The sequence below is a fragment of the Arthrobacter sp. H41 genome (genome assembly GCF_000520535.1).
Lineage (GTDB): Bacteria > Actinomycetota > Actinomycetes > Actinomycetales > Micrococcaceae > Arthrobacter_D.
On sequence record NZ_KI914771.1, the window covers coordinates 1 to 18449 of the forward strand.

The window sequence follows — 18449 nt, forward strand, 5'->3', positions numbered from 1 at the left end:
TTGGCGGACCGGCTGTCCCGCCTGTTCGCCATCCGCCTGGGTTACGCGCTATGCCTTCCGTCCCTGATCATGCTTCTCGCGGCACCATCGATGGTGGTCGCGGTGATGGCGGTAGCGCTGCTCGGATTGGGTCTGTACTTACCGTTCTCAGTCCAAACCACCCTTGGTCATGACTACCTACCGAACCATATAGGGACTGCATCCGGGGTCACCCTCGGTCTTGCCGTATCAGCCGGAGGGGCGTGCGCTCCCTTGTTCGGATGGCTGGGCGACCAATACGGCCTCACATGGTCGCTGGGTGTGCTCCTGATTTTTCCTCCACTTGCGCTTCTTGTCTCGTCCCGGCTGAAGAACACCAACCCACGCATGTACTGAGCTAGTCAGTAGCACCGGACGGCCACGGCAGGAAGCACGCTCCTCCTCCGGGCGGGCTTTTGCTCCTGCGAGGAGGGCTCCGCTTCCTGCTGCACATCGTCGAGCCGGCGCTCGTCCGCCTGGTGGGTAGCGACGGCGGGAGACCGGTCCCCAACGCTTCGTCTCCCGCCGCCGTCGCAGCATCGGAGAATGACCTCCTCGCTGCAGAACCGACGCTACGGCGACCCGTTCGCAAACACTCGAAAGGAGTTGATAACCCCCATTATCAGCACCTAACCAAGAATGTACCTCCCCGCTACTACGCTGGGTCGACGCCCCAAGGAGGCGCAATTGAGCGAAGCACAAGCCCTGCCCATGACCCTGTCCGATGTCGCCGCCCTCGCACAGGTCCAGCGCCCTGCGGTGTCCATGTGGCGCAAGCGCAGCGCCGGTGCAGACGTCCCGTTTCCTGAGCCTGCAACGCGGGAAGGTGGCCGTGACCTGTTCGACGGCGATCAGGTGGCCGGCTGGCTCGAAGCGACGGGACGGGGCAACAACCCGGAGGCCGTGAACGACGTCGCCGCTTTCGCCCGGGCGCCCGGTGTGGCACCCGACGGCGGTCCGGGAAACACGCTCGACGCCCTGACCGCCCTGCTGACGCTCAAGGCGATCACCGGCAGGTCACTGGGGCAGCTGGGCGCCGACGAAATCCTGGACGTCGCCGACGAATCTGATCCTGACGATCTCTTCCTGTTTTCGGAAGTGGAGGCCATGGGGCCCGCACTCGCCTCGACGGCGTCGTCCGCGGACCGGCTGGTGGACAGCGCCTACAACCCGGCCGCAGCCTTCGAGCACCTGCTGGCCACCCGGTACCGGGCAGGGTTCCGGGAGCACGCGGATACCGCGGTCGCGGAACCCGCCGTGGAGCTGATCGCCGCGGTCGCCGTCGAGCTGGCCGCGGCGCTCGGCGGGCAGTTCGTGTTCGCCGACTCGACGCGGGGCGGCAGTGACCTGCTGCTCGGCGTCGTGCGCGCCACCGGAGAAGGCGCCCCGGCTACCTTTTTGACAGCGGACGACGACGGCGGCACCAGTCGACCGGTGCGTCGCCGCCTCCGGGTGCACGGTATGGACGGCGGGAACATCAGCGTCGGCCGCGGCGGAGAATTCACTGTTCAGGGCCCTGTGGTGCATGTGGCGCAGTACCCCTCCCCCGGCGAACCGGGAATGGATGCGTCGGAGGTCCTCACGTCCGTGGAGCACCTGGCCCTGCAGATGGATGAACACCAGCGGGCGGTCATCATGGCGCCGGCACGGGTGCTCTGCGACGTTCCCGTGACAGGCGGAGTTGAAGAACTCCGGTCAGGGCTGTTGCGTACCGGGCGGGTGCGCGCCATCGTGCGGCTACCCCCGGGGCTGCTGCCCTTTCGTCCCCGCGAAGCACAGGCGCTGTGGGTGCTGGGGCCGTCGTTCGCGGAGGTACCCATCGCCGAACGCTGGACTCTGGTGGCGGATCTCAGCACCAGGGAGCTCACCGAGGGTGTCCGGCAGGACCTGGTGACCGATATCGTCGCCTCGATGGGGAACCACGCCACCGTGCGCGCACACTCCTTCCGTTTCGCCCGGCTGGCGCAGGCCCGCGTGCTGCTCGCCGGCAGGGGATCCTTCGTGGCCGTTCAGCCCAGGGATTCAGCTCCGGGGCATAGCGACGTCGCCCTTCGGGGAAATTCACTCGTGCGCCTGCTGCACACCGGAGAAGCCGACCGGTTGAGTGGCCTGGTCATGCTTCCGGGAGATCCCACCAGGACCATGCAGCCCGTCTCCATCCAGAAGCTGATCGCTACCGGCCACCTCAAGTACATCAAGGGGAATCGGATCGACGACGCCGCCCTGGCCTCCCGCGACGGGATCCGGGTCCTGGGAACGGCTGAACTGCTCGACCTGCACTCCGCGCCAACCCCTCGCGATCCCGGGGTCGTCACAGGTGAGCATCGTTCCGGTCAGCTACGAAGCGGCTCTTGTCGATAGTGGCAACACTTCTCCTGCTGGTGTGGCGACGCCCGCAGCCTACTGTTCCATCGCTTCGCGCAGAATAACAGCGATCTCCTGGAAGCCCAGGGACGTGGCGTGCTGCAAGGGCGTCACACCATCGCCCTGGGAAGGGAGCCTCACGTCGGCGCCGCCTTCGACGAGCAGCTGCACGGTCTCCACGTACCGGGGCGAGCCATCGCCAAAGATGATCGCCTCGTGCAGTGCGGTCCAGCCCGGGTTGTTGACGTGATTGACGTTCACGTCCGTCTCCAGCAGCCTTCGCACCACGTCCGCGTGGCCACGCTCCGCGGCGCGGATCAAAGCAGTACCGTTGTAACTGTCACGCGCGTGGACGTCCGCACCATTGCCCAGGGTCAGGTCCAACAGCTCGAGGTAGCCCTCACTCGCTGCGATGAGGAAAGCGCTCTGTTCGGTCTCGTCCTCATAGTTGACGTCAGCGCCGGCGGCAATGAGCCGGAGAGCTTCGGCGACATTGTTGTCCCAGGCCGCCCCGATCAGGTTCTGATTCAGCGCGGTCAGTTCGCCGGGAGCGAGCGACGTAGCCGATTGGCTGCTCGGCGAGACACCCGGAGCAGACTCCACGGTCAGCGGCGACGCGCTCGACGGGCTCGGCGAAAGCGTGGACTTGGAAGGCATCTGTTGCGTCGACGTGCTCGACGGGCTCGGCGAAGGCGCGGACTTGGAAGGCATCTGTTGCGTCGAACCGGTCACCTCGCCGTTGCCGGTGCAGCCGGTCATCAGCAGCAGTACGGCCAGGACACCGCCCGGCACGAGGGCCCTCACTGGGACGCCTGCCGCGGGGCCACCGAGGTGGCACACCAGAACCTCATCGGGACCATTCCCATGCCTGCCAGCATACCCGAGCCATGAATCGGACAACTGTGGGCCTGGCCTGGCACGGCTCAGCGTGGGCGTCACGGGCGTTCGCCAGGTCCGGTTATCCATCCCCAGGTGAGACGAGCCGGCGTCGCGACCACACCGGCGTTGTCTAGTGAATTCGACACATGAGCTGCCGACTTTCCAAGCTTGTACAAACTGCCGCGATCCCGAGACGCTGTCCCGGTTCTGGTGCCCAGCCGACGTTGGTCAGACGGGCGAGGCGTCATGGCACGTTCTTGACGACCCATAAGGCCGGGCAGGGCGCCGGCTGTCGTCAGAAGAGGTCAGCCAGCGCCTCGTTGGCCTGTCGCACATCGAACGCCTTGGGATTCAGAACCTCACCGCGCGCTAGCCCCAGCCACTCCCGGTACTCCTTGTGCTCCTCATGACTCGGGTCGTTCACGGCCTGAACAATGTTCATCCAACCCCGCACGCCACCGCTGTCCTCGGCAGGCGCGGCACCGTGTCCCGCTATGCACCGCGGCAGGTGACACCACCACCTCAAGCGGAGCCGCAAGCAGTAGTCGACGCTCGCAAGCGGCGCCTGGGAAGGCTGGGCAAAACCGTCGGTCTCGCGCAGCTTGCGCGCATTGTCGTGGGGACACTCCTGGCGCTTCTGTTGATCATCACGTGGGTTGGCGGCGCTCCTAACCGAGACGACGTCGGTGCGCCTTACGACTGGACATCTCAGCTTGACGCAGCCGCAGTGGAGAACGAGCTGAACAACCGTGCTACGGAGCGCGCTCCGCAACAATCAGTGGTCAATGGCTGGTATGCCAACGAACTTGCATTGGTCCAGGCATCGCAGAACACCTACATGGCAGCCAGTTCCGCGCGCAACGGGAATCTGCTTGTGCTCATCGGCCTCGGGATCGCGGGCGAATTGATCATCCGCGGAGCGGAGCGGGCTCAGCGCACTCGGACCGCCGCAGCATAGAAGTTCAAGGCTATTTGCCACTACTTCTGCTAGACATCCCGGCGGTGCCCGACGTTGACGACGACGATCAGGAGGACGTCATCCCGAATCGTGTAGCTGATCCGGTAGTTGCCCACGCGGACCCGGTAACCGGGTCGGCCGCTCAACGCCCTGGTCTTGGGCGGCCGTGGGTCCTGGCCGAGAAGGGCGATGGCACCCTGAATACGCTCACGGTCTTCCGGGTGAATGTTCTTGAGTGCGCGGACGGCGGCAGGGCGGAGTTCGATCCGGTAGCCGTTCATGCCCAGCCGAGGTCCGCCTTCACCTGGGTCCAAGGAATATCGTTCCCCTCTTCCGCCATGGCAGCGTCGAAGGCTGCAATATCTTCAACTTCCTCGAGGGCGTCAAGCATCTGCTCATAGCGCTCCGGTGACAGGAGAACTGCTGCCCGCTGGCCGCGCCGCTCGATGAAGACGGGCTCAGACTCGACGACGGTGAGAAGTTCAGGCAGGCGCGCCCTTGCATCAGTGATATTGATGGTCGACATGCATTCAACGTACATCTCGTCTTCTTAGATGTGCATGCGGACGAGTGATGTGAAGAAGCGCCCAATTCCCTTGCAGGCACCGGGCGCCTCCGTCGAGGGAGAACGGAACTCCTACTTATTTTCCTCTTGCGGTGACTTGTCTAGCGCCCTGTCAGCGAGTTCGCTGGAGTACTACAGTTGACACTCGCCCACCAGCAAGCCATGCCGACCAGCACACCGATCCAACGACCGCGAACCATTCACTCGTAGACCAACAGTCGCCACAGGAGAAACGCATGGCTGCCAGCCGTAATCCACTTGACGACCTGCGCGATACGCTCAGCCATCTCACAGAGCAGCTCAAACTGCCGGGTTCTGAACGGGTAGACGACCTGGTCGGTGATCTCTTCAGTGGTCGACCGGGGCCGGCTCGACCCCTCTCCGAGGTGCAGGCCGAGCTCGACGCATTGGTAGGGCTGGAGACCGTGAAGGAACAGGTGCAGGCCCTTGTCGCACTGCTCCAGGTCCAGGCACGCCGTAAGGCGCACGGCCTGTCGGAGGTAGCCACATCGCAGCATCTGGTGTTCCTCGGAAACCCGGGCACAGGCAAGACCACCGTGGCGCGGCTCCTGGCCGAAATGTACCGCGCGGTCGGGCTGCTGCAGAAGGGACATTTGGTCGAGGTCGACCGGTCGGGCCTGGTCGGTCAGTATGTCGGCGCGACGGCGATCAAGACGGACCGGGTGATCCGGCGGGCGCTGGATGGCGTCCTGTTCATCGACGAGGCCTACGCTCTGGCCCCGGAGGATGGCCGGACGGACTTCGGACCCGAGGCGATCGAGGTCCTGCTCAAGCGGATGGAGGATCACCGCCACCGCCTGGTGGTCATCGTGGCCGGCTATCCGCGGCTAATGGAGTCATTCCTGCTCTCGAACCCCGGTCTACGCTCCCGGTTCGCGCGCGAGATCACCTTCCCCGACTACTCGGTCGATGCGCTCCAGACGATCTTCCACCAGATGCTTGCCCAGCACGAGTACACACTGGAGCCGGGCGCGGAGCAGATGCTGCGCCGCATCCTCTCCGGCCTTCACGCCGGCGAGGACTCCGGCAATGCGCGCTTCGCCCGCACGCTGTTCGAGCAAGCGCTCAACCGGCAGGCGCTGAGGCTGTCGCTCGACGAGGACCGGAACCTCGACACGCTCGATCGGAACGCGGTGATGACGCTCACTACGGACGACGTCGTCGAGGCTGCGCGAGCCCTGGGAGAGGAACCGGCGCCGGAACCGAAACCAGAGCCGGAACCGTCACGATGGTGGCGCTGGCTGATGTAACTGTGCCCACCGCGTCGGCTGTCTTATGCCGACGTGCAGGCCGGCGCGGATAATGGGGGTGGCACGCGTCAGGATGGGTCCTGCCGGCGACGATCCTGCAGCCGCGCGGATTGCTATCGAGAGGGACCACCATGATGGGTGCCCACCATGCTGCCTGCGGCGCCGCCGCCTGGGTTGCCGCCACCACCCAGATCGAGGTGCACACCGGGCGGTTCCTCCCGATGCTGCCGGACTCCGTCGTCCTCGGTGTGGGGCTCCTGGACGTCAGCCCGGTCGGAGTCGTCACCGGTGCGCTCGTGACGGCGGGGGCGGCACTCTTGCCCGACGCCGATCACCACAATGCCACGATCGCCCACTCCCTGCCGCCGCTCTCCAACCTGCTCTGTGCCGGTGTCGGCGCCGTCTCCGGTGGGCACCGCCGCGGCACCCACTCACTGCTCGGCGTCGCCGCATTCGTCGTCGTCGCCTTCGTGGCTGGGCTTTGGACGGTCGAGACCGCCGAGCTCGGTACCGTCTATCCTGGCGCAGGCCTACTCACCGTGCTCCTAGTTTCCTTCGCGGTCAAGGCCCTGAAGATCATCCCGGACAGCATGCGACGATCGCCGTGGGTGGTGGGGCTGACCGCCGGGGCCTTCGTCACGGCGTTCGCGCCCGAGGAGCAGTTCTGGTTCCCGATCGCCGTAGGCATCGGCGTGATCGTCCACATTCTCGGCGACATGCTCACCACCGGTGGCTGTAATCCCGTCTATCCCGTGCGGCTCCGCCGTCCGCGGGGTCTGGGGAAGTTTCCCGTGGTCGCGCAGGTGTGGCGCCCCAACGGCAACATCGCGGTGCCGCTCCTCGGGAACGCCGGGTCTCTGCGGGAGTGGTGCCTGCTGATACCCGTCTCGCTCTACGCCCTTGGTGGGGTGGGGTGGGCCATCACGAGGATCGGCGACGGCCAGGCCGCGGCCCGCCTTTCCGGGCTCGGCTGACGGCAGCACTAGGGACACCGAAAACACCTTCGCGCTAGTGTCTGGAGCAGACACGGAGGCTGGAAGAGATCCAATGCAGCTGGCTACGCCAGAATAACCTCTGTGATGGGTCCACCCGCGACACCCGGCTCGATCAGGAGCGCAGGTTCATATGTCGGTTTTCCAGCCGCGATTCCTTGTTCGCTGGTCTTAGCCCCGCTGACGTACGGATTACCTCCCGGCGGCGCTAGGTCGCCGGGAGGCGACGATGGCCAAAACCAAGTCGCAACTGGACGTTCGAATCACAACTGGTCTAGAAGTCCCAGTCGTCGTCCTCAGTGTTGACGGCCTTACCGATCACATATGAAGACCCTGACCCCGAGAAGAAGTCGTGGTTTTCGTCCGCATTCGGCGACAGCGCCGAGAGGATCGCCGGGTTCACATCAGTGACCGAAGCCGGGAACATCGCCTCGTAGCCCAGGTTCATCAACGCCTTATTGGCGTTGTAGTGCAGGAACTTTTTAACGTCCTCAGCCAGGCCAACGGAGTCATAAAGGTCGTGCGTGTACTGGACCTCGTTTTCGTACAGCTCGAAGAGCAACTCGAACGTGTAGTCCTTGATCTCCTGGCGGCGCTCCTCGGAAACCTTCTCCAAGCCCTTTTGGAACTTATAACCGATGTAGTACCCGTGCACAGCCTCATCGCGGATGATGAGGCGGATCAGGTCGGCCGTGTTCGTCAGCTTCGCCCGCGAGGACCAGTACATCGGCAGGTAGAAGCCCGAGTAGAACAGGAAGCTCTCGAGCAGCGTCGAGGCAACCTTGCGCTTCAGCGGGTCGTCGCCCTGGTAGTAGTCCATGACAATCTGCGCCTTCTTCTGAAGGTTCGCATTCTCGGTGGACCATCGGAACGCCTCGTCGATCTCCTTGGTGGAGGCCAGCGTGGAGAAGATCGAGGAATAGCTCTTGGCGTGCACCGACTCCATGAAGGCGATGTTCGTGTAGACAGCCTCTTCATGCGGGGTGAGCGCATCCGGAATCAGGCTGACGGCGCCGACGGTGCCCTGGATGGTGTCCAGCAGGGTCAGGCCGGTGAAGACGCGCATGGTGAGCTGCTGCTCGTCCGGCGTGAGCGTGGCCCACGACTGGACATCATTGGACAGCGGCACCTTCTCGGGCAGCCAGAAGTTATTGACCAGGCGGTTCCAGACGTCCACGTCCTTGTCATCCTGGATGCGGTTCCAGTTGATCGCTTCGACATGTGTCAGAAGCTTGACCCTCTCGGTCATTTCTTCCCCTAAAAGTTGGGTTATACCTAAGCCGAACGCACGACGGCGGGCGGTGGCCCGCCGTCGCTCTCTTCCTAATTTAGTTGCCTAAAGCATACAACTGACGCAGCCCTCCACCTCAGTTCCCTCCAGCGCGAGCTGGCGGAGACGGATGTAGTAGATGGTCTTGATGCCCTTGCGCCACGCGTAGATTTGGGCCTTGTTGATGTCACGCGTGGTGGCCGTATCCTTGAAGAACAGCGTCAGGGACAGGCCCTGGTCCACGTGCTGCGTGGCAGCGGCGTACGTGTCGATGACCTTCTCATAGCCAATCTCGTACGCATCCTGGTAGTACTCCAGGTTGTCGTTGGTCAGGTAAGGCGCCGGGTAGTACACGCGCCCCAGCTTGCCTTCCTTGCGGATCTCGATCTTCGAGGCCACCGGGTGGATCGACGAAGTGGAGTTGTTGATGTAGCTGATGGAACCGGTCGGCGGCACGGCCTGCAGGTTCTGGTTGTAGATACCGTGCTCCATGACCGATGCCTTGAGGGCGAGCCAGTCCGCCTGCGTGGGAATGCTGACGTTCTCGAAGAGTTCGCGCACACGCTCCGTGGCCGGCTCCCACACCCGATCGGTGTACTTGTCGAAGAACTCGCCGCTGGCATACTTCGACTTCTCGAAGCCGGCAAACGTGCTGCCGGTCTCGATCGCCATCAGGTTCGACGCCCGGAGGCAGTGGAAGAGCACGGAGTAGAAGTAGATGTTGGTGAAGTCCAGGCCCTCTTCGGAGCCGTAGTGGACCCGCTCCCGCGCCAGGTACCCGTGCAGGTTCATCTGGCCCAGGCCGATGGCGTGCGACTGGTCGTTGCCCTTGGCGATCGAGGGTACCGAGGTGATGTTGCTCATGTCGGACACCGCCGACAGGGTGCGGATCGAGGTTTCGATGGTGAGGCCGAAGTCGGGCGAATCCATCGTCTTGGCGATGTTCAGCGAGCCCAGGTTGCAAGAAATGTCCTTTCCGGTCTCGGCGTAGGACAGGTCATCGTTGTACGTGGTGGGCTGCGAGACCTGAAGGATCTCCGAGCACAGGTTGGACATGATGATCTTGCCGTCGATCGGGTTGGCCCGGTTCACGGTGTCCTCGAACATGATGTACGGGTAGCCGGACTCGAACTGGATCTCCGCGAGGGTCTGGAAGAACTCGCGTGCCTTGATCTTCGTCTTCTTGATCCGGGAATCATCGACCATCTCATAGTACTTCTCGGTGACCGAGATATCGGAGAACGGCATGCCGTACACCTTCTCGACGTCGAACGGCGAGAACAGGTACATGTCCTCGTCGCGCTTGGCGAGTTCGAAGGTGATGTCGGGCACGACGACGCCGAGGGACAGCGTCTTGATGCGGACCTTCTCATCGGCGTTCTCGCGTTTGGTGTCGAGGAACCGGTTGATGTCCGGGTGGTGCGCGTGCAGGTACACCGCGCCGGCGCCCTGGCGCGCACCGAGCTGATTTGCGTAGGAGAAGCTGTCCTCGAGGAGCTTCATCACGGGGATTACACCCGAGGACTGGTTCTCGATCTGCTTGATCGGCGCACCGACCTCGCGGATGTTCGTCAGCGCGAAGGCCACGCCGCCGCCGCGCTTGGACAGCTGGAGTGCCGAGTTGATTGAGCGCCCGATGGATTCCATGTTGTCTTCGATGCGCAGCAGGAAGCAGGAGACCAGCTCGCCGCGCTGGCGCTTGCCGGCGTTGAGGAAGGTGGGGGTGGCGGGCTGGAACCGGCCCTCGATGATCTCGTCGACGATCTGGGTCGCGAGCTTCTCGTCGCCGCGCGCCAGGTGCAGGGCCACCATGCACACGCGGTCCTCGTAGCGCTCGAGGTAGCGCTTCCCGTCGAACGTCTTCAGGGTGTACGAGGTGTAGAACTTGAAGGCGCCGAGGAAGGTCTCGAAGCGGAACTTCTTCGAGTAGGCACGCTTGTAGAGGTCCCGGATGAAGTTCATCGTGTACTGGTGGAGGGTTTCCCGCTCGTAGTACTCGTTCTTCACGAGGTAGTCGAGCTTCTCCTCGAGGTCGTGGAAGAACACGGTGTTGTTGTTGACGTGCTGCAGGAAGTACTGGTGGGCGGCTTCCTTGTCGGCGTCGAACTGGATCTCTCCGTTGGGGCCGTACAGGTTGAGCATCGCGTTGAGCTCGTGGTAGCCCATCTCCCGGTAGCGCTCGGTGGACGCCGGGGAGGCCCCCGCCGTCTCCGTCTCTGCAACACTCATGTCCAAAACTCTTCCAATCCTTGATATACGCGGTCAACGTCCTCGGACGTTCCCATGACTTCGAACCTGTAGAGAACAGGAACGTTGCACTTCGCGGCGACGATGTCCGCCGCCAGGCAGTAGGTCTCACCGAAATTCGTGTTGCCTGCACCGATCACTCCCCGAAGGAGCGCCCGGTTTCCTGCGTCGTTCAGAAACTTCACCACCTGCCGGGGCACAGCTCCCTTGCCGGTGACCCCGCCATAGGTCGGGAACACCAGCACGTACGGCCGAAGCGCCGTCAGGGTGGGGTCGCTGGTCACCAGCGGCAGCCGGGCCGCCGTCGTCGTGAGTTTTTTCACGAACCGGTGCGTGTTGTCCGATACCGATGAGAAGTAGATCAGCGGGGCGTCCGTGACGCTGCCCGGAGCGGCCGGCTCGCGGGTTGCTGATCTACTGCTGGTGGTAGTCATTCGAGGGGCGGGGTGCCCGATGCCTGAACCGAATCAGGCGACCGAGCTGATGGCTGAATGAGCCAGCTCGTTGATCTTGTCGGGCCGGAAACCGGACCAGTGATCCTTGTCCGTCACCACGACGGGAGCCTGCAGGTAACCCATCGCGCGAACACGCTCCAGCGCGGCGGGATCCTGTGAGATATCGACGCTCTGGTAGGTGATTCCCTTCCGATCCAGAGCCCGGTAGGTCGCGTTGCACTGTACGCATGCTGGCTTGGTGTAAACCGTGACGGTCATGTCCCTCTTCCCCTTCTCATCCTGCTGAAATGCTGTGGTGTGCGGGTGTATGTGAGGCTTTCCAGGAAAGGAGGAACTCCGAGGAATTTCCGGTCTTTCGGCCCTGCCCTGCCAGCGAGTTATTCGATATCTAGATACTACATCTAGTACGCCGTGCGGCTACAGACCCCTAGATGATGTATTACAAGTATGTCATTTCGGGGCTGAGTAGTCCACACGAAATCCACAGGCGGAGGCCCCGGAAAGCCCGGGAACCGGGCCTTTTCAGCGAGGTGTCCACACCCTGTGCAGGACTTGCGCACAGGCAAAACAATTTGGGGATTGACATTCCTCGGCGTGTCGCAGACCCTCCGAAACCCCGCTGACAGCCCTGGCGTCCTGCGCAGGTATGCTCGAAAAACTCCGCCCGGCCCGATGCCGGTCCAACGGAGCAGGAAGGGAGCGTTCGTGGTCAATCCGGTTCACCTGCGCACCCTCCTGGAGGTCATCCGGCACGGCTCCTTCGCAGGGGCCGCCACCAGCCTCGGCTACACGGCCTCCGCCGTCTCCCAGCAGATGTCGGCGCTCGAGAAGGACACGGGGACAACGCTTTTCGCCCGAAGCGCCCGGAGCGCAGCCCCGACCGAAGCCGCCGTCGTCATGTCACGGCACGCGGCCAAGGTACTGACCGACATCGACGCGTTGCTCGCGTCCTCGGCACGGGCCGACGGCGGCACCGCCGAGGAGCTGAGGCTGGGCATCTTCCCGAGTCTTGCCACCTTCGCCCTGCCCCGCCTGCTGGGCACCCAGCAGTGGCGGAAGCTCGGCATCAACCTCAAGGTCTATGTCGCCGAGCCGGCGCAGACCATCCAGGGGCTGCGGACCGGCGGCGAACTGGACCTCGCGTTCGTCTACCAGGTGCGCAGGTATGCTCGAAAAACTCCGCCCGGCCCGATGCCGGTCCAACGGAGCAGGAAGGGAGCGTTCGTGGTCAATCCGGTTCACCTGCGCACCCTCCTGGAGGTCATCCGGCACGGCTCCTTCGCAGGGGCCGCCACCAGCCTCGGCTACACGGCCTCCGCCGTCTCCCAGCAGATGTCGGCGCTCGAGAAGGACACGGGGACAACGCTTTTCGCCCGAAGCGCCCGGAGCGCAGCCCCGACCGAAGCCGCCGTCGTCATGTCACGGCACGCGGCCAAGGTACTGACCGACATCGACGCGTTGCTCGCGTCCTCGGCACGGGCCGACGGCGGCACCGCCGAGGAGCTGAGGCTGGGCATCTTCCCGAGTCTTGCCACCTTCGCCCTGCCCCGCCTGCTGGGCACCCAGCAGTGGCGGAAGCTCGGCATCAACCTCAAGGTCTATGTCGCCGAGCCGGCGCAGACCATCCAGGGGCTGCGGACCGGCGGCGAACTGGACCTCGCGTTCGTCTACCAGGTGGGCCAGGCGGGCCTCGCCTGGCCGTCCTCCGTCAGCCGGCAGTGGATCGGGGACGACAATTTCCGCGTGATCCTCCCGGCCTCTTGGGGCATCCGGCCCGGTTCGACGGTCAGCGCCGACCAGCTCGCCGACATGCCGTGGATCCTCCACCACCCCGGCACCGCCGACGCCACCGTGATCGAACGGCTTTTCGCCAGCTGCAACCTCCACCCCCGCGTCATCGCCTACTGCGACGACTTCAACGCCAGCCTGGAGATGACGGCGGCGGGCCTCGGTGCGGCGCTCGTCCCCGAGCTCGCCATGCTGAACCGGCCCGACGGCGTCGTGGCCCTCGACGTTCCGGAGATCCGCCTCGCACGGAGCATCTTCGCCCTGCAGACCGGCGACCGGCACAACATCCGCGTCCGGCTCTTCATGGACCAGCTCGCGGAGATCCTCAAGGGACAACGGATCGCTCCCAAGCACACGGCATAGCTTTTCTCGCGCTGCAACGCACACCAGATAAGCGTTGAGACTGCCTTTCCGCCTCGCTACCCTCGAAGCAGGCATGCCGACCGTTGCATGCACTCCGAACGTCGTTCCGACCTGCCGAGGAGCAACCCATGCGCGTCAAGAACTCAGTCGTCGTCATCACCGGTGCAGCCAGCGGAATCGGGCGGGCTACCGCACTGCACCTCGCCCGCAAGAAAGCCTGCCTTGTCCTCGCGTCCCGGCGCGGGGACGCGCTCGAGTCCCTGGTGGCCGAGTGCACGGCACTCGGTGCCCGCGCCATCGCTGTTCCCACGGACGTGACCGACGCCGGCGCGGTCCAGGCACTCGCCGGCCGCGCCGTCGAACACTTCGGCCGGCTGGACGTCTGGGTCAACAACGCGGCGGTGTCCTACTTCTCACCGTTCCTGAAGGTGCCGCTCGAGGACTTCCGCCGGGTGATGGACGTCAACGTGATGGGCTACGTCCATGGCGCCCGTGCGGCGCTCGAACGGATGGAGCAGCAGGGTTCGGGCATGATCATCAACGTCGCCTCGATCGTCGGCGAAGTTCCCCAGCCCTATACCACCGCCTACTCCATGTCGAAGGCAGCCATCCGTGCCCTGGGCGTCAGCCTGTGCTCGGAGCTGCGCCTCGACAAGCGGAACAAGAAGATCCATGTCTGCACCGTCCTTCCCGCCACGATCGACACCCCGTTCTTCGACCACGCAGCCAACTACACCGGGCGCCGTGCCGTGGCCATGCCCCCCGTCTACAGCCCGGACCGGGTCGCCAGGACCATCTGTGCCCTTCTCGAGAAACCGCGCCGCGAAGTGGTGGTGGGGCGGATCGGGCGTTCGATGGTGCGCCAGCACCGGCTCATGCCCGGTCGGATCGAAACGATGATGGCCGTCCAGGTGGAGAACACGCACCTCTCCAAGAAGGAAGCCACAGCCGATTCCTCGGGGAACCTGTACGCGCCCTCGCCAGATCCGGGCAACGCCACCGTCACGGGAGGCTGGGGCGGCAAGCGGCGCACCGCGCAGCGTAGTCTCGCCGGGGCAGCCCTTGTGGGCGTCGGCGGTGCAGCGCTGTCGCCGCAGGTGCGGTCCACGCTCAGCGAGCTCTGGTGCCGGGCGCGCTCCTAGGCACCTTCGAGTAGGCATCGGCTCGGGCATCTTTCCAGGTGAGAATGTTGGTGCGTCGGACCAGAGGAACGTTGCGGCAAGCACGGGCCCGAATTCGGGCAGGCTCAGAAGAATGTCGAGCCCATCAATGAAGACCAGACAGAATTCGAGCTGGTGATGGTGTTGAAAGCTGCGCGGGGTCTCCGATGCTGATAATCAGTGGCAGGAGATAGTGCCCGCTGAGTGGTCCCGCGCCGTGCACTTGATATCGACGGATTCCACTCCGAACCGGCGGTGCGTTGACCAGTCGCGACAACCATTGATTACGAAAATGAGCGCGCGTATCGTCGCTTCATGAGCACGATATCCGGACCGGTCGGCGATGAGGTCGGCACCGTCGTTCGGTTCGGCGATGCCTTCACCGCCCGAACCCTTCTGGACGCAGTGACAACGGGGGAAAGGTTCTCCATTGTCGAGCACTTGCTGGCCTGGCGTGAACTTGGAGCACCCCTCCATATGCACAGCCGCGAGGACGAATTCACGATCATTACCAAGGGTCGAGTCGGCTTCCTCCTCGGGGATGAGGTGTTTTACGCCGGCCCAGGCGAGCTGGTGTTGAAGCCACGGGATCAATGGCACACCTTTTGGAACGCCGGCGATGAGCAGGCACGAATGCTTGAGATTATTTCTCCGGCAGGATTTGAAAAGTATTTCGAGGAGATCGAGCCCTTCTTTCCAGAAGGAGCCCCACCCGACCTTGACGCAATGGCTGAAGCTAATGCCAGGTACGGCCTTCAGATGGACTTCGAGTCCCTGCCGCAACTGATCGAGCGCTTCGATCTGACCCCTCCATTGGAGATGGGCGCGCCCCCGCCTGGATAGGGTGAATGATGAATCGCTCATTTGCAGGGTGAGGAACTGACCCTTCCTGGATTCGGAGGATTGGACCAGCTGCGGTCTGGTAACACCCGATCTGACCGAGTTTCGATTGCTATCGTGCTGGTGATGCGTTGACCCGATGAGACCACCGTGCCTTGCTTTCGTGATGGAAACGGCCCGACGGCACGAAGATGGGAGCGGAAGCGATGTCCGGAGTGGTAGTGGTGGGCCAGGTGGCGCGTGACCTCGTGCTCACGATTGAGCGGATGCCCGACGACGGCGGCTCGGCAGCCGTGCGCCAGCGGCGGGAGCTCATCGGCGGCAAGGGTGCGAATCAGGCCGTGGCGTGCCGCCAGCTGGGTGCCGAAGTGCATCTGGTGGGAGTGGTAGGCGATGACCAGGCAGGGCGGGACGTGGTGGCACAGGCGGCCGACGACGGCATCGGCGTCGCCGGCGTGGTCCACCGGGCCGGGGCGCCGACTGCGCTCCTTGTCGACATCGTTGAGCCGAACGGGATCCGGCGGCTCCTCCAAGACGTGGCCGCCGGCGTCCTGCTCGATGCCGGTGATGTTCGGAGAAGCCGGGAGCTGCTGCACGCGGCCGACGCCGTGCTGGTGCAGCTCCAGCAGCCGGGGCCGGCCGTGTTGGAAGCGCTTGAGGCGGGCGCCGCGGGCGGCGCTCTCGTGGTGGCTGATGGCGCTCCAGCTGATGAGGACGTCCGACGGCAGGTGCTGCGCCATGCCACCGTCGTACGCGCTGACCGGAAGGAGGTCGAAGCCCTGGTGGGCTGGAAGCCCCGGGATCTGGCGCAGACCGTCGAAGCCGCCCGGTCGCTGCTGACAGAAGGCCCGCGCGTCGTCGCCCTGGCCGCTCCAGGAGAGGGGAACGTGGTGGCCTGGTCAAGAAGGACACGTGGTACTCCCCCACCTCGATGACGCAGCGGTGGACCCGATGGGCGCGGGCGATGCCTTCGTCGCCGCGCTCACCCTCGGCCTGCTGCGGGGAGAGAGTGCCGAGTCCGCCGTCTGGTGGGCCGCGACGGCTGCGGCGCAGGTGGTCGGCTCGGCCGGTGGAAGACCCGACCTCGATGCTCAGCGGGTGCGCGTCGAGGCGCAGCGCGCACGGGAGGCGCAGGAGGCGAAAAAGTAGGTGAATACCCGGCGCAACACGACCCTGTCCGGTTAACATTGTCCGGTGCCTACCTTCCCGAGTGACGCCCATCCATGGCGGATCAATGAATCGAACTTCGGCTGGGACGAGCCCGGGGTTGCGGAGTCGGTCTTCGCGCTGGCCAACGGATATGTGGGAGTCAGGGGCGCCCTGGACGAAATGCACCCGAGCGGATCCACGGGGACGTTCATGGCCGGGGTCTACGAGTACCACCCGCTGTCCTACCCCGAGGTGAGCTACGGGCATCCCGAGCACGGTCAAGCGATCATCGGTGTAGCCGACGGCACCCCTATCCGGCTGCAGGTCGACGGCGTCCCGCTCGATATCCGCGAGACGCCGCCGGAACATCACGAACGGATCCTTGACCTACAGGGAGGGTTGTTGCGCCGTGAAATCCAGTGGGTCACCCCGACAGGGCGACGGATGCGCCTGGTATCCACCCGTCTGGTGTCACTGACCCAGCGTTCGATCACGGCGATCCACTACGAGATCGAAGCGGTCGACCACGCGGTGCAGGTGGTGATCCGGTCAGAACTGGTTGTCAATGGCACAGCTCTGCAAGTGGACAACGCCGATCCACGGGTGGGCCAGGCCCTTGAACAGCCGTTCCGGTCCTTGTCCCTCCGGGGACATGAGACCGGCGGGATCCTCGTACACGCCACGCGGGGCAGCAGGATCGGGGTGGCGGCCGCGGTGGACCACGAAGTGCAGATTCCCGACGGCGGACGGGTCTCCACCCACTGCGATGAAGATCAGGTGGCCACCACGGTGGTAACCGACCTCGAGCCCGGTGAGAAGGTCGGGTTCGTCAAATACCTGTGCCACGTGCGGTCGGTGGACGATTCCCCTGCCGACCTCGAGGCGCAGGCGCTTGCTGCGCTCGACGGCGCCCGGGAACGCGGCTGGGCAGGACTCGTCCACGACCAGCGTTCATTTCTCGACCGGTTCTGGGACGGCGCGGACGTGGAAGTGGGCGGGGATGCTGAGCTGCAGTTGGCGATCCGCTTCGACCTGTTCCAGGTTCTGCAGGCTGCAGCCTGCCTCAACCAGGCACCGATAGGAGCCAAAGCACTCACCGGCTCGGGCTACAGCGGGCACACCTTCTGGGATATCGAGGGGTTCGTCGCGCCGACACTGACGCTGCTGCACCCGGAGGGCGCTGCGCATCTGTTGCAGTGGAGGGCCTCGACCCTTGAGCCGGCCCGGGAGCGTGCCAGGACCCTGGGAGTGAAAGGCGCATCCTTCGCCTGGCGCACCATCGATGGGCATGAGGTCTCTGCCTATTGGCCGGCGAGTACCGCGGCCATGCACCTGAACGCCACCATCTCCCTGGCGTTCAGCTTTCACTCCCACGCAGCGGGAACAGCCCTTCCCGCAATCGACGGAGTCGACGTCCTCGTCGAAACGGCCCGCATGTGGGCGAGCACTGTGCATCGCGACGACGACGGCCTGTTCCACCTCTTCGGCGTGACCGGACCGGACGAGTACACCGGCGTCGTGGACGACAATGTGTTCACCAACTTGATGGCCCAGCGCAACCTGAAGACGGCAGCCGAGGCGTGCGACGCCTATCCCGAGCATGCCGAGCGGCTCGGTGTCGATCCTTCGGAGGCCAGTACGTGGCGTCACATAGCCGGTGCCCTCTACGTTCCCTATGATGCCGTGCGTGAGGTCCACCCCTCCAACGAGAAGTTCACCACCTATCGGGAATGGAAATTCGACCCCGACCCTGACGCCTACCCGGTACAGGAGCACGCCCACTACGCAAAGATCTACCGTCGTCAGGTGATCAAACAGGCCGATCTCGTCCTGGCCCTGTGGTGGTGCCCCGATGCCTTCACCGCAGACGAGACGGCCCGAAATCTGAGCTACTACGAGCAGCGCACGGTCCGTGATTCATCCCTGTCGGCTGCGGTGCAGTCCGTGGTGTGCGCGCGGGTGGGCCATCTGGACCTTGCGCTGGCTTACCTGCGCGAAACCGCGCTCACCGACCTCCGCGACGGGCAGGGCAACAGCCGCCAAGGAGTGCACCTCGCCGCGTGTGCCGGAGCATGGCTGGCGCTGGTCAGCGGGTTCGGCGGGCTCCGCACCGACGGCGAGCAACTGCGC

General features: G+C 64.5%; 19 protein-coding genes and 1 pseudogene. 12 read left to right on the top strand and 8 right to left on the bottom strand.

Going from position 1 to position 18449, the window contains the following annotated elements; genetic code table 11:
- Both Y705_RS22155 and Y705_RS17105 read left to right on the top strand, forming a co-directional pair.
- Nucleotides 1-375, top strand: a 375-nt coding sequence (locus Y705_RS22155; protein WP_162149033.1) for an MFS transporter, incomplete at its 5' end; no start/stop codon positions are given.
- Between the two features lie 330 nt (nucleotides 376-705).
- The gene (locus Y705_RS17105) at nucleotides 706-2379 is read left to right on the top strand and encodes a hypothetical protein (RefSeq protein WP_155849896.1); all 1674 of its coding nucleotides are present in this window, start codon (nucleotides 706-708) and stop codon (nucleotides 2377-2379) included.
- Nucleotides 2380-2418: 39 nt separating this feature from the next.
- Here the strand turns inward: Y705_RS17105 and Y705_RS17110 are convergent, their stop codons facing one another.
- Both Y705_RS17110 and Y705_RS22160 read right to left on the bottom strand, forming a co-directional pair.
- The gene (locus Y705_RS17110) at nucleotides 2419-3186 is read right to left on the bottom strand and encodes an ankyrin repeat domain-containing protein (RefSeq protein ID WP_049822211.1); all 768 of its coding nucleotides are present in this window, start codon (nucleotides 3184-3186) and stop codon (nucleotides 2419-2421) included.
- 370 nt (nucleotides 3187-3556) lie between these two features.
- Nucleotides 3557-3799, bottom strand: a complete 243-nt coding sequence (locus Y705_RS22160; protein ID WP_343212715.1) for an IS1096 element passenger TnpR family protein — start codon at nucleotides 3797-3799, stop codon at nucleotides 3557-3559.
- 78 nt (nucleotides 3800-3877) lie between these two features.
- Here Y705_RS22160 and Y705_RS22165 point away from each other — a divergent pair, with 78 nt between their 5' ends.
- Nucleotides 3878-4219: a hypothetical protein gene (locus tag Y705_RS22165; RefSeq protein WP_216698732.1), complete on the top strand. Its 342-nt coding sequence runs from the start codon at nucleotides 3878-3880 to the stop codon at nucleotides 4217-4219.
- Nucleotides 4220-4248: 29 nt separating this feature from the next.
- Here the strand turns inward: Y705_RS22165 and Y705_RS0103500 are convergent, their stop codons facing one another.
- Both Y705_RS0103500 and Y705_RS0103505 read right to left on the bottom strand, forming a co-directional pair.
- The gene (locus Y705_RS0103500; protein WP_026531841.1) at nucleotides 4249-4500 is read right to left on the bottom strand and encodes a type II toxin-antitoxin system RelE family toxin; all 252 of its coding nucleotides are present in this window, start codon (nucleotides 4498-4500) and stop codon (nucleotides 4249-4251) included.
- A complete protein-coding gene (locus Y705_RS0103505) occupies nucleotides 4497-4760 on the bottom strand; it encodes a type II toxin-antitoxin system Phd/YefM family antitoxin (protein WP_253908464.1) in 264 nt (87 codons plus the stop codon). Before Y705_RS0103505 ends, Y705_RS0103500 begins: the two co-directional genes overlap by 4 nt.
- A 260-nt stretch (nucleotides 4761-5020) precedes the next feature.
- Between Y705_RS0103505 and Y705_RS0103510 the strand changes: the two genes are divergently transcribed.
- Both Y705_RS0103510 and Y705_RS0103515 read left to right on the top strand, forming a co-directional pair.
- Nucleotides 5021-6055: an AAA family ATPase gene (locus tag Y705_RS0103510; protein ID WP_026531843.1), complete on the top strand. Its 1035-nt coding sequence runs from the start codon at nucleotides 5021-5023 to the stop codon at nucleotides 6053-6055.
- A gap of 131 nt (nucleotides 6056-6186) precedes the next feature.
- On the top strand, nucleotides 6187-7029 hold the full coding sequence (locus Y705_RS0103515; RefSeq protein WP_026531844.1) for a metal-dependent hydrolase: 843 nt from the start codon (nucleotides 6187-6189) through the stop codon (nucleotides 7027-7029).
- 292 nt (nucleotides 7030-7321) lie between these two features.
- On the opposite strand, the gene nrdF is transcribed toward Y705_RS0103515, so the two are convergent.
- The 4 genes from nrdF to nrdH form a co-directional block, all read right to left on the bottom strand.
- Nucleotides 7322-8296 carry a class 1b ribonucleoside-diphosphate reductase subunit beta gene (gene nrdF / locus Y705_RS0103520; protein ID WP_026531845.1) on the bottom strand — a complete coding sequence of 325 codons (975 nt, stop codon included), beginning with the start codon at nucleotides 8294-8296 and terminating at the stop codon, nucleotides 7322-7324.
- An 87-nt stretch (nucleotides 8297-8383) separates the two neighbouring features.
- Nucleotides 8384-10546: a class 1b ribonucleoside-diphosphate reductase subunit alpha gene (gene nrdE, locus Y705_RS0103525; RefSeq protein ID WP_049822213.1), complete on the bottom strand. Its 2163-nt coding sequence runs from the start codon at nucleotides 10544-10546 to the stop codon at nucleotides 8384-8386.
- Entirely contained in the window at nucleotides 10543-10998 is a 456-nt protein-coding gene (gene nrdI, locus Y705_RS0103530; protein WP_026531847.1) for a class Ib ribonucleoside-diphosphate reductase assembly flavoprotein NrdI, read from the bottom strand. The genes nrdE and nrdI overlap by 4 nt, the downstream gene beginning before the upstream one ends.
- A 33-nt stretch (nucleotides 10999-11031) precedes the next feature.
- Entirely contained in the window at nucleotides 11032-11277 is a 246-nt protein-coding gene (gene nrdH, locus Y705_RS0103535; protein ID WP_026531848.1) for a glutaredoxin-like protein NrdH, read from the bottom strand.
- Between the two features lie 447 nt (nucleotides 11278-11724).
- Between nrdH and Y705_RS20995 the strand changes: the two are divergent.
- From Y705_RS20995 to Y705_RS17130, 7 genes and pseudogenes are all read left to right on the top strand, one after another.
- A pseudogene (locus Y705_RS20995) lies at nucleotides 11725-12177 on the top strand (LysR family transcriptional regulator); the annotation flags it as partial.
- Between the two features lie 66 nt (nucleotides 12178-12243).
- Complete coding sequence (locus tag Y705_RS0103540) at nucleotides 12244-13170, top strand: LysR family transcriptional regulator (RefSeq protein WP_026531849.1); 927 nt, start codon at nucleotides 12244-12246, stop codon at nucleotides 13168-13170.
- Nucleotides 13171-13298: 128 nt separating this feature from the next.
- Nucleotides 13299-14312 (top strand): SDR family oxidoreductase, encoded by a 1014-nt coding sequence (locus Y705_RS0103545; protein ID WP_026531850.1) that lies wholly within the window; start codon nucleotides 13299-13301, stop codon nucleotides 14310-14312.
- Between the two features lie 333 nt (nucleotides 14313-14645).
- The gene (locus Y705_RS17120) at nucleotides 14646-15173 is read left to right on the top strand and encodes a cupin domain-containing protein (RefSeq protein WP_081737757.1); all 528 of its coding nucleotides are present in this window, start codon (nucleotides 14646-14648) and stop codon (nucleotides 15171-15173) included.
- A gap of 203 nt (nucleotides 15174-15376) precedes the next feature.
- Nucleotides 15377-16105: a PfkB family carbohydrate kinase gene (locus Y705_RS0103555; RefSeq protein WP_253908465.1), complete on the top strand. Its 729-nt coding sequence runs from the start codon at nucleotides 15377-15379 to the stop codon at nucleotides 16103-16105.
- The gene (locus Y705_RS22945; RefSeq protein WP_049822215.1) at nucleotides 16083-16319 is read left to right on the top strand and encodes a PfkB family carbohydrate kinase; all 237 of its coding nucleotides are present in this window, start codon (nucleotides 16083-16085) and stop codon (nucleotides 16317-16319) included. The genes Y705_RS0103555 and Y705_RS22945 overlap by 23 nt, the downstream gene beginning before the upstream one ends.
- A gap of 45 nt (nucleotides 16320-16364) precedes the next feature.
- On the top strand, nucleotides 16365-18449 hold a 2085-nt coding region (locus tag Y705_RS17130), incomplete at its 3' end, for a glycoside hydrolase family 65 protein (RefSeq protein ID WP_081737758.1).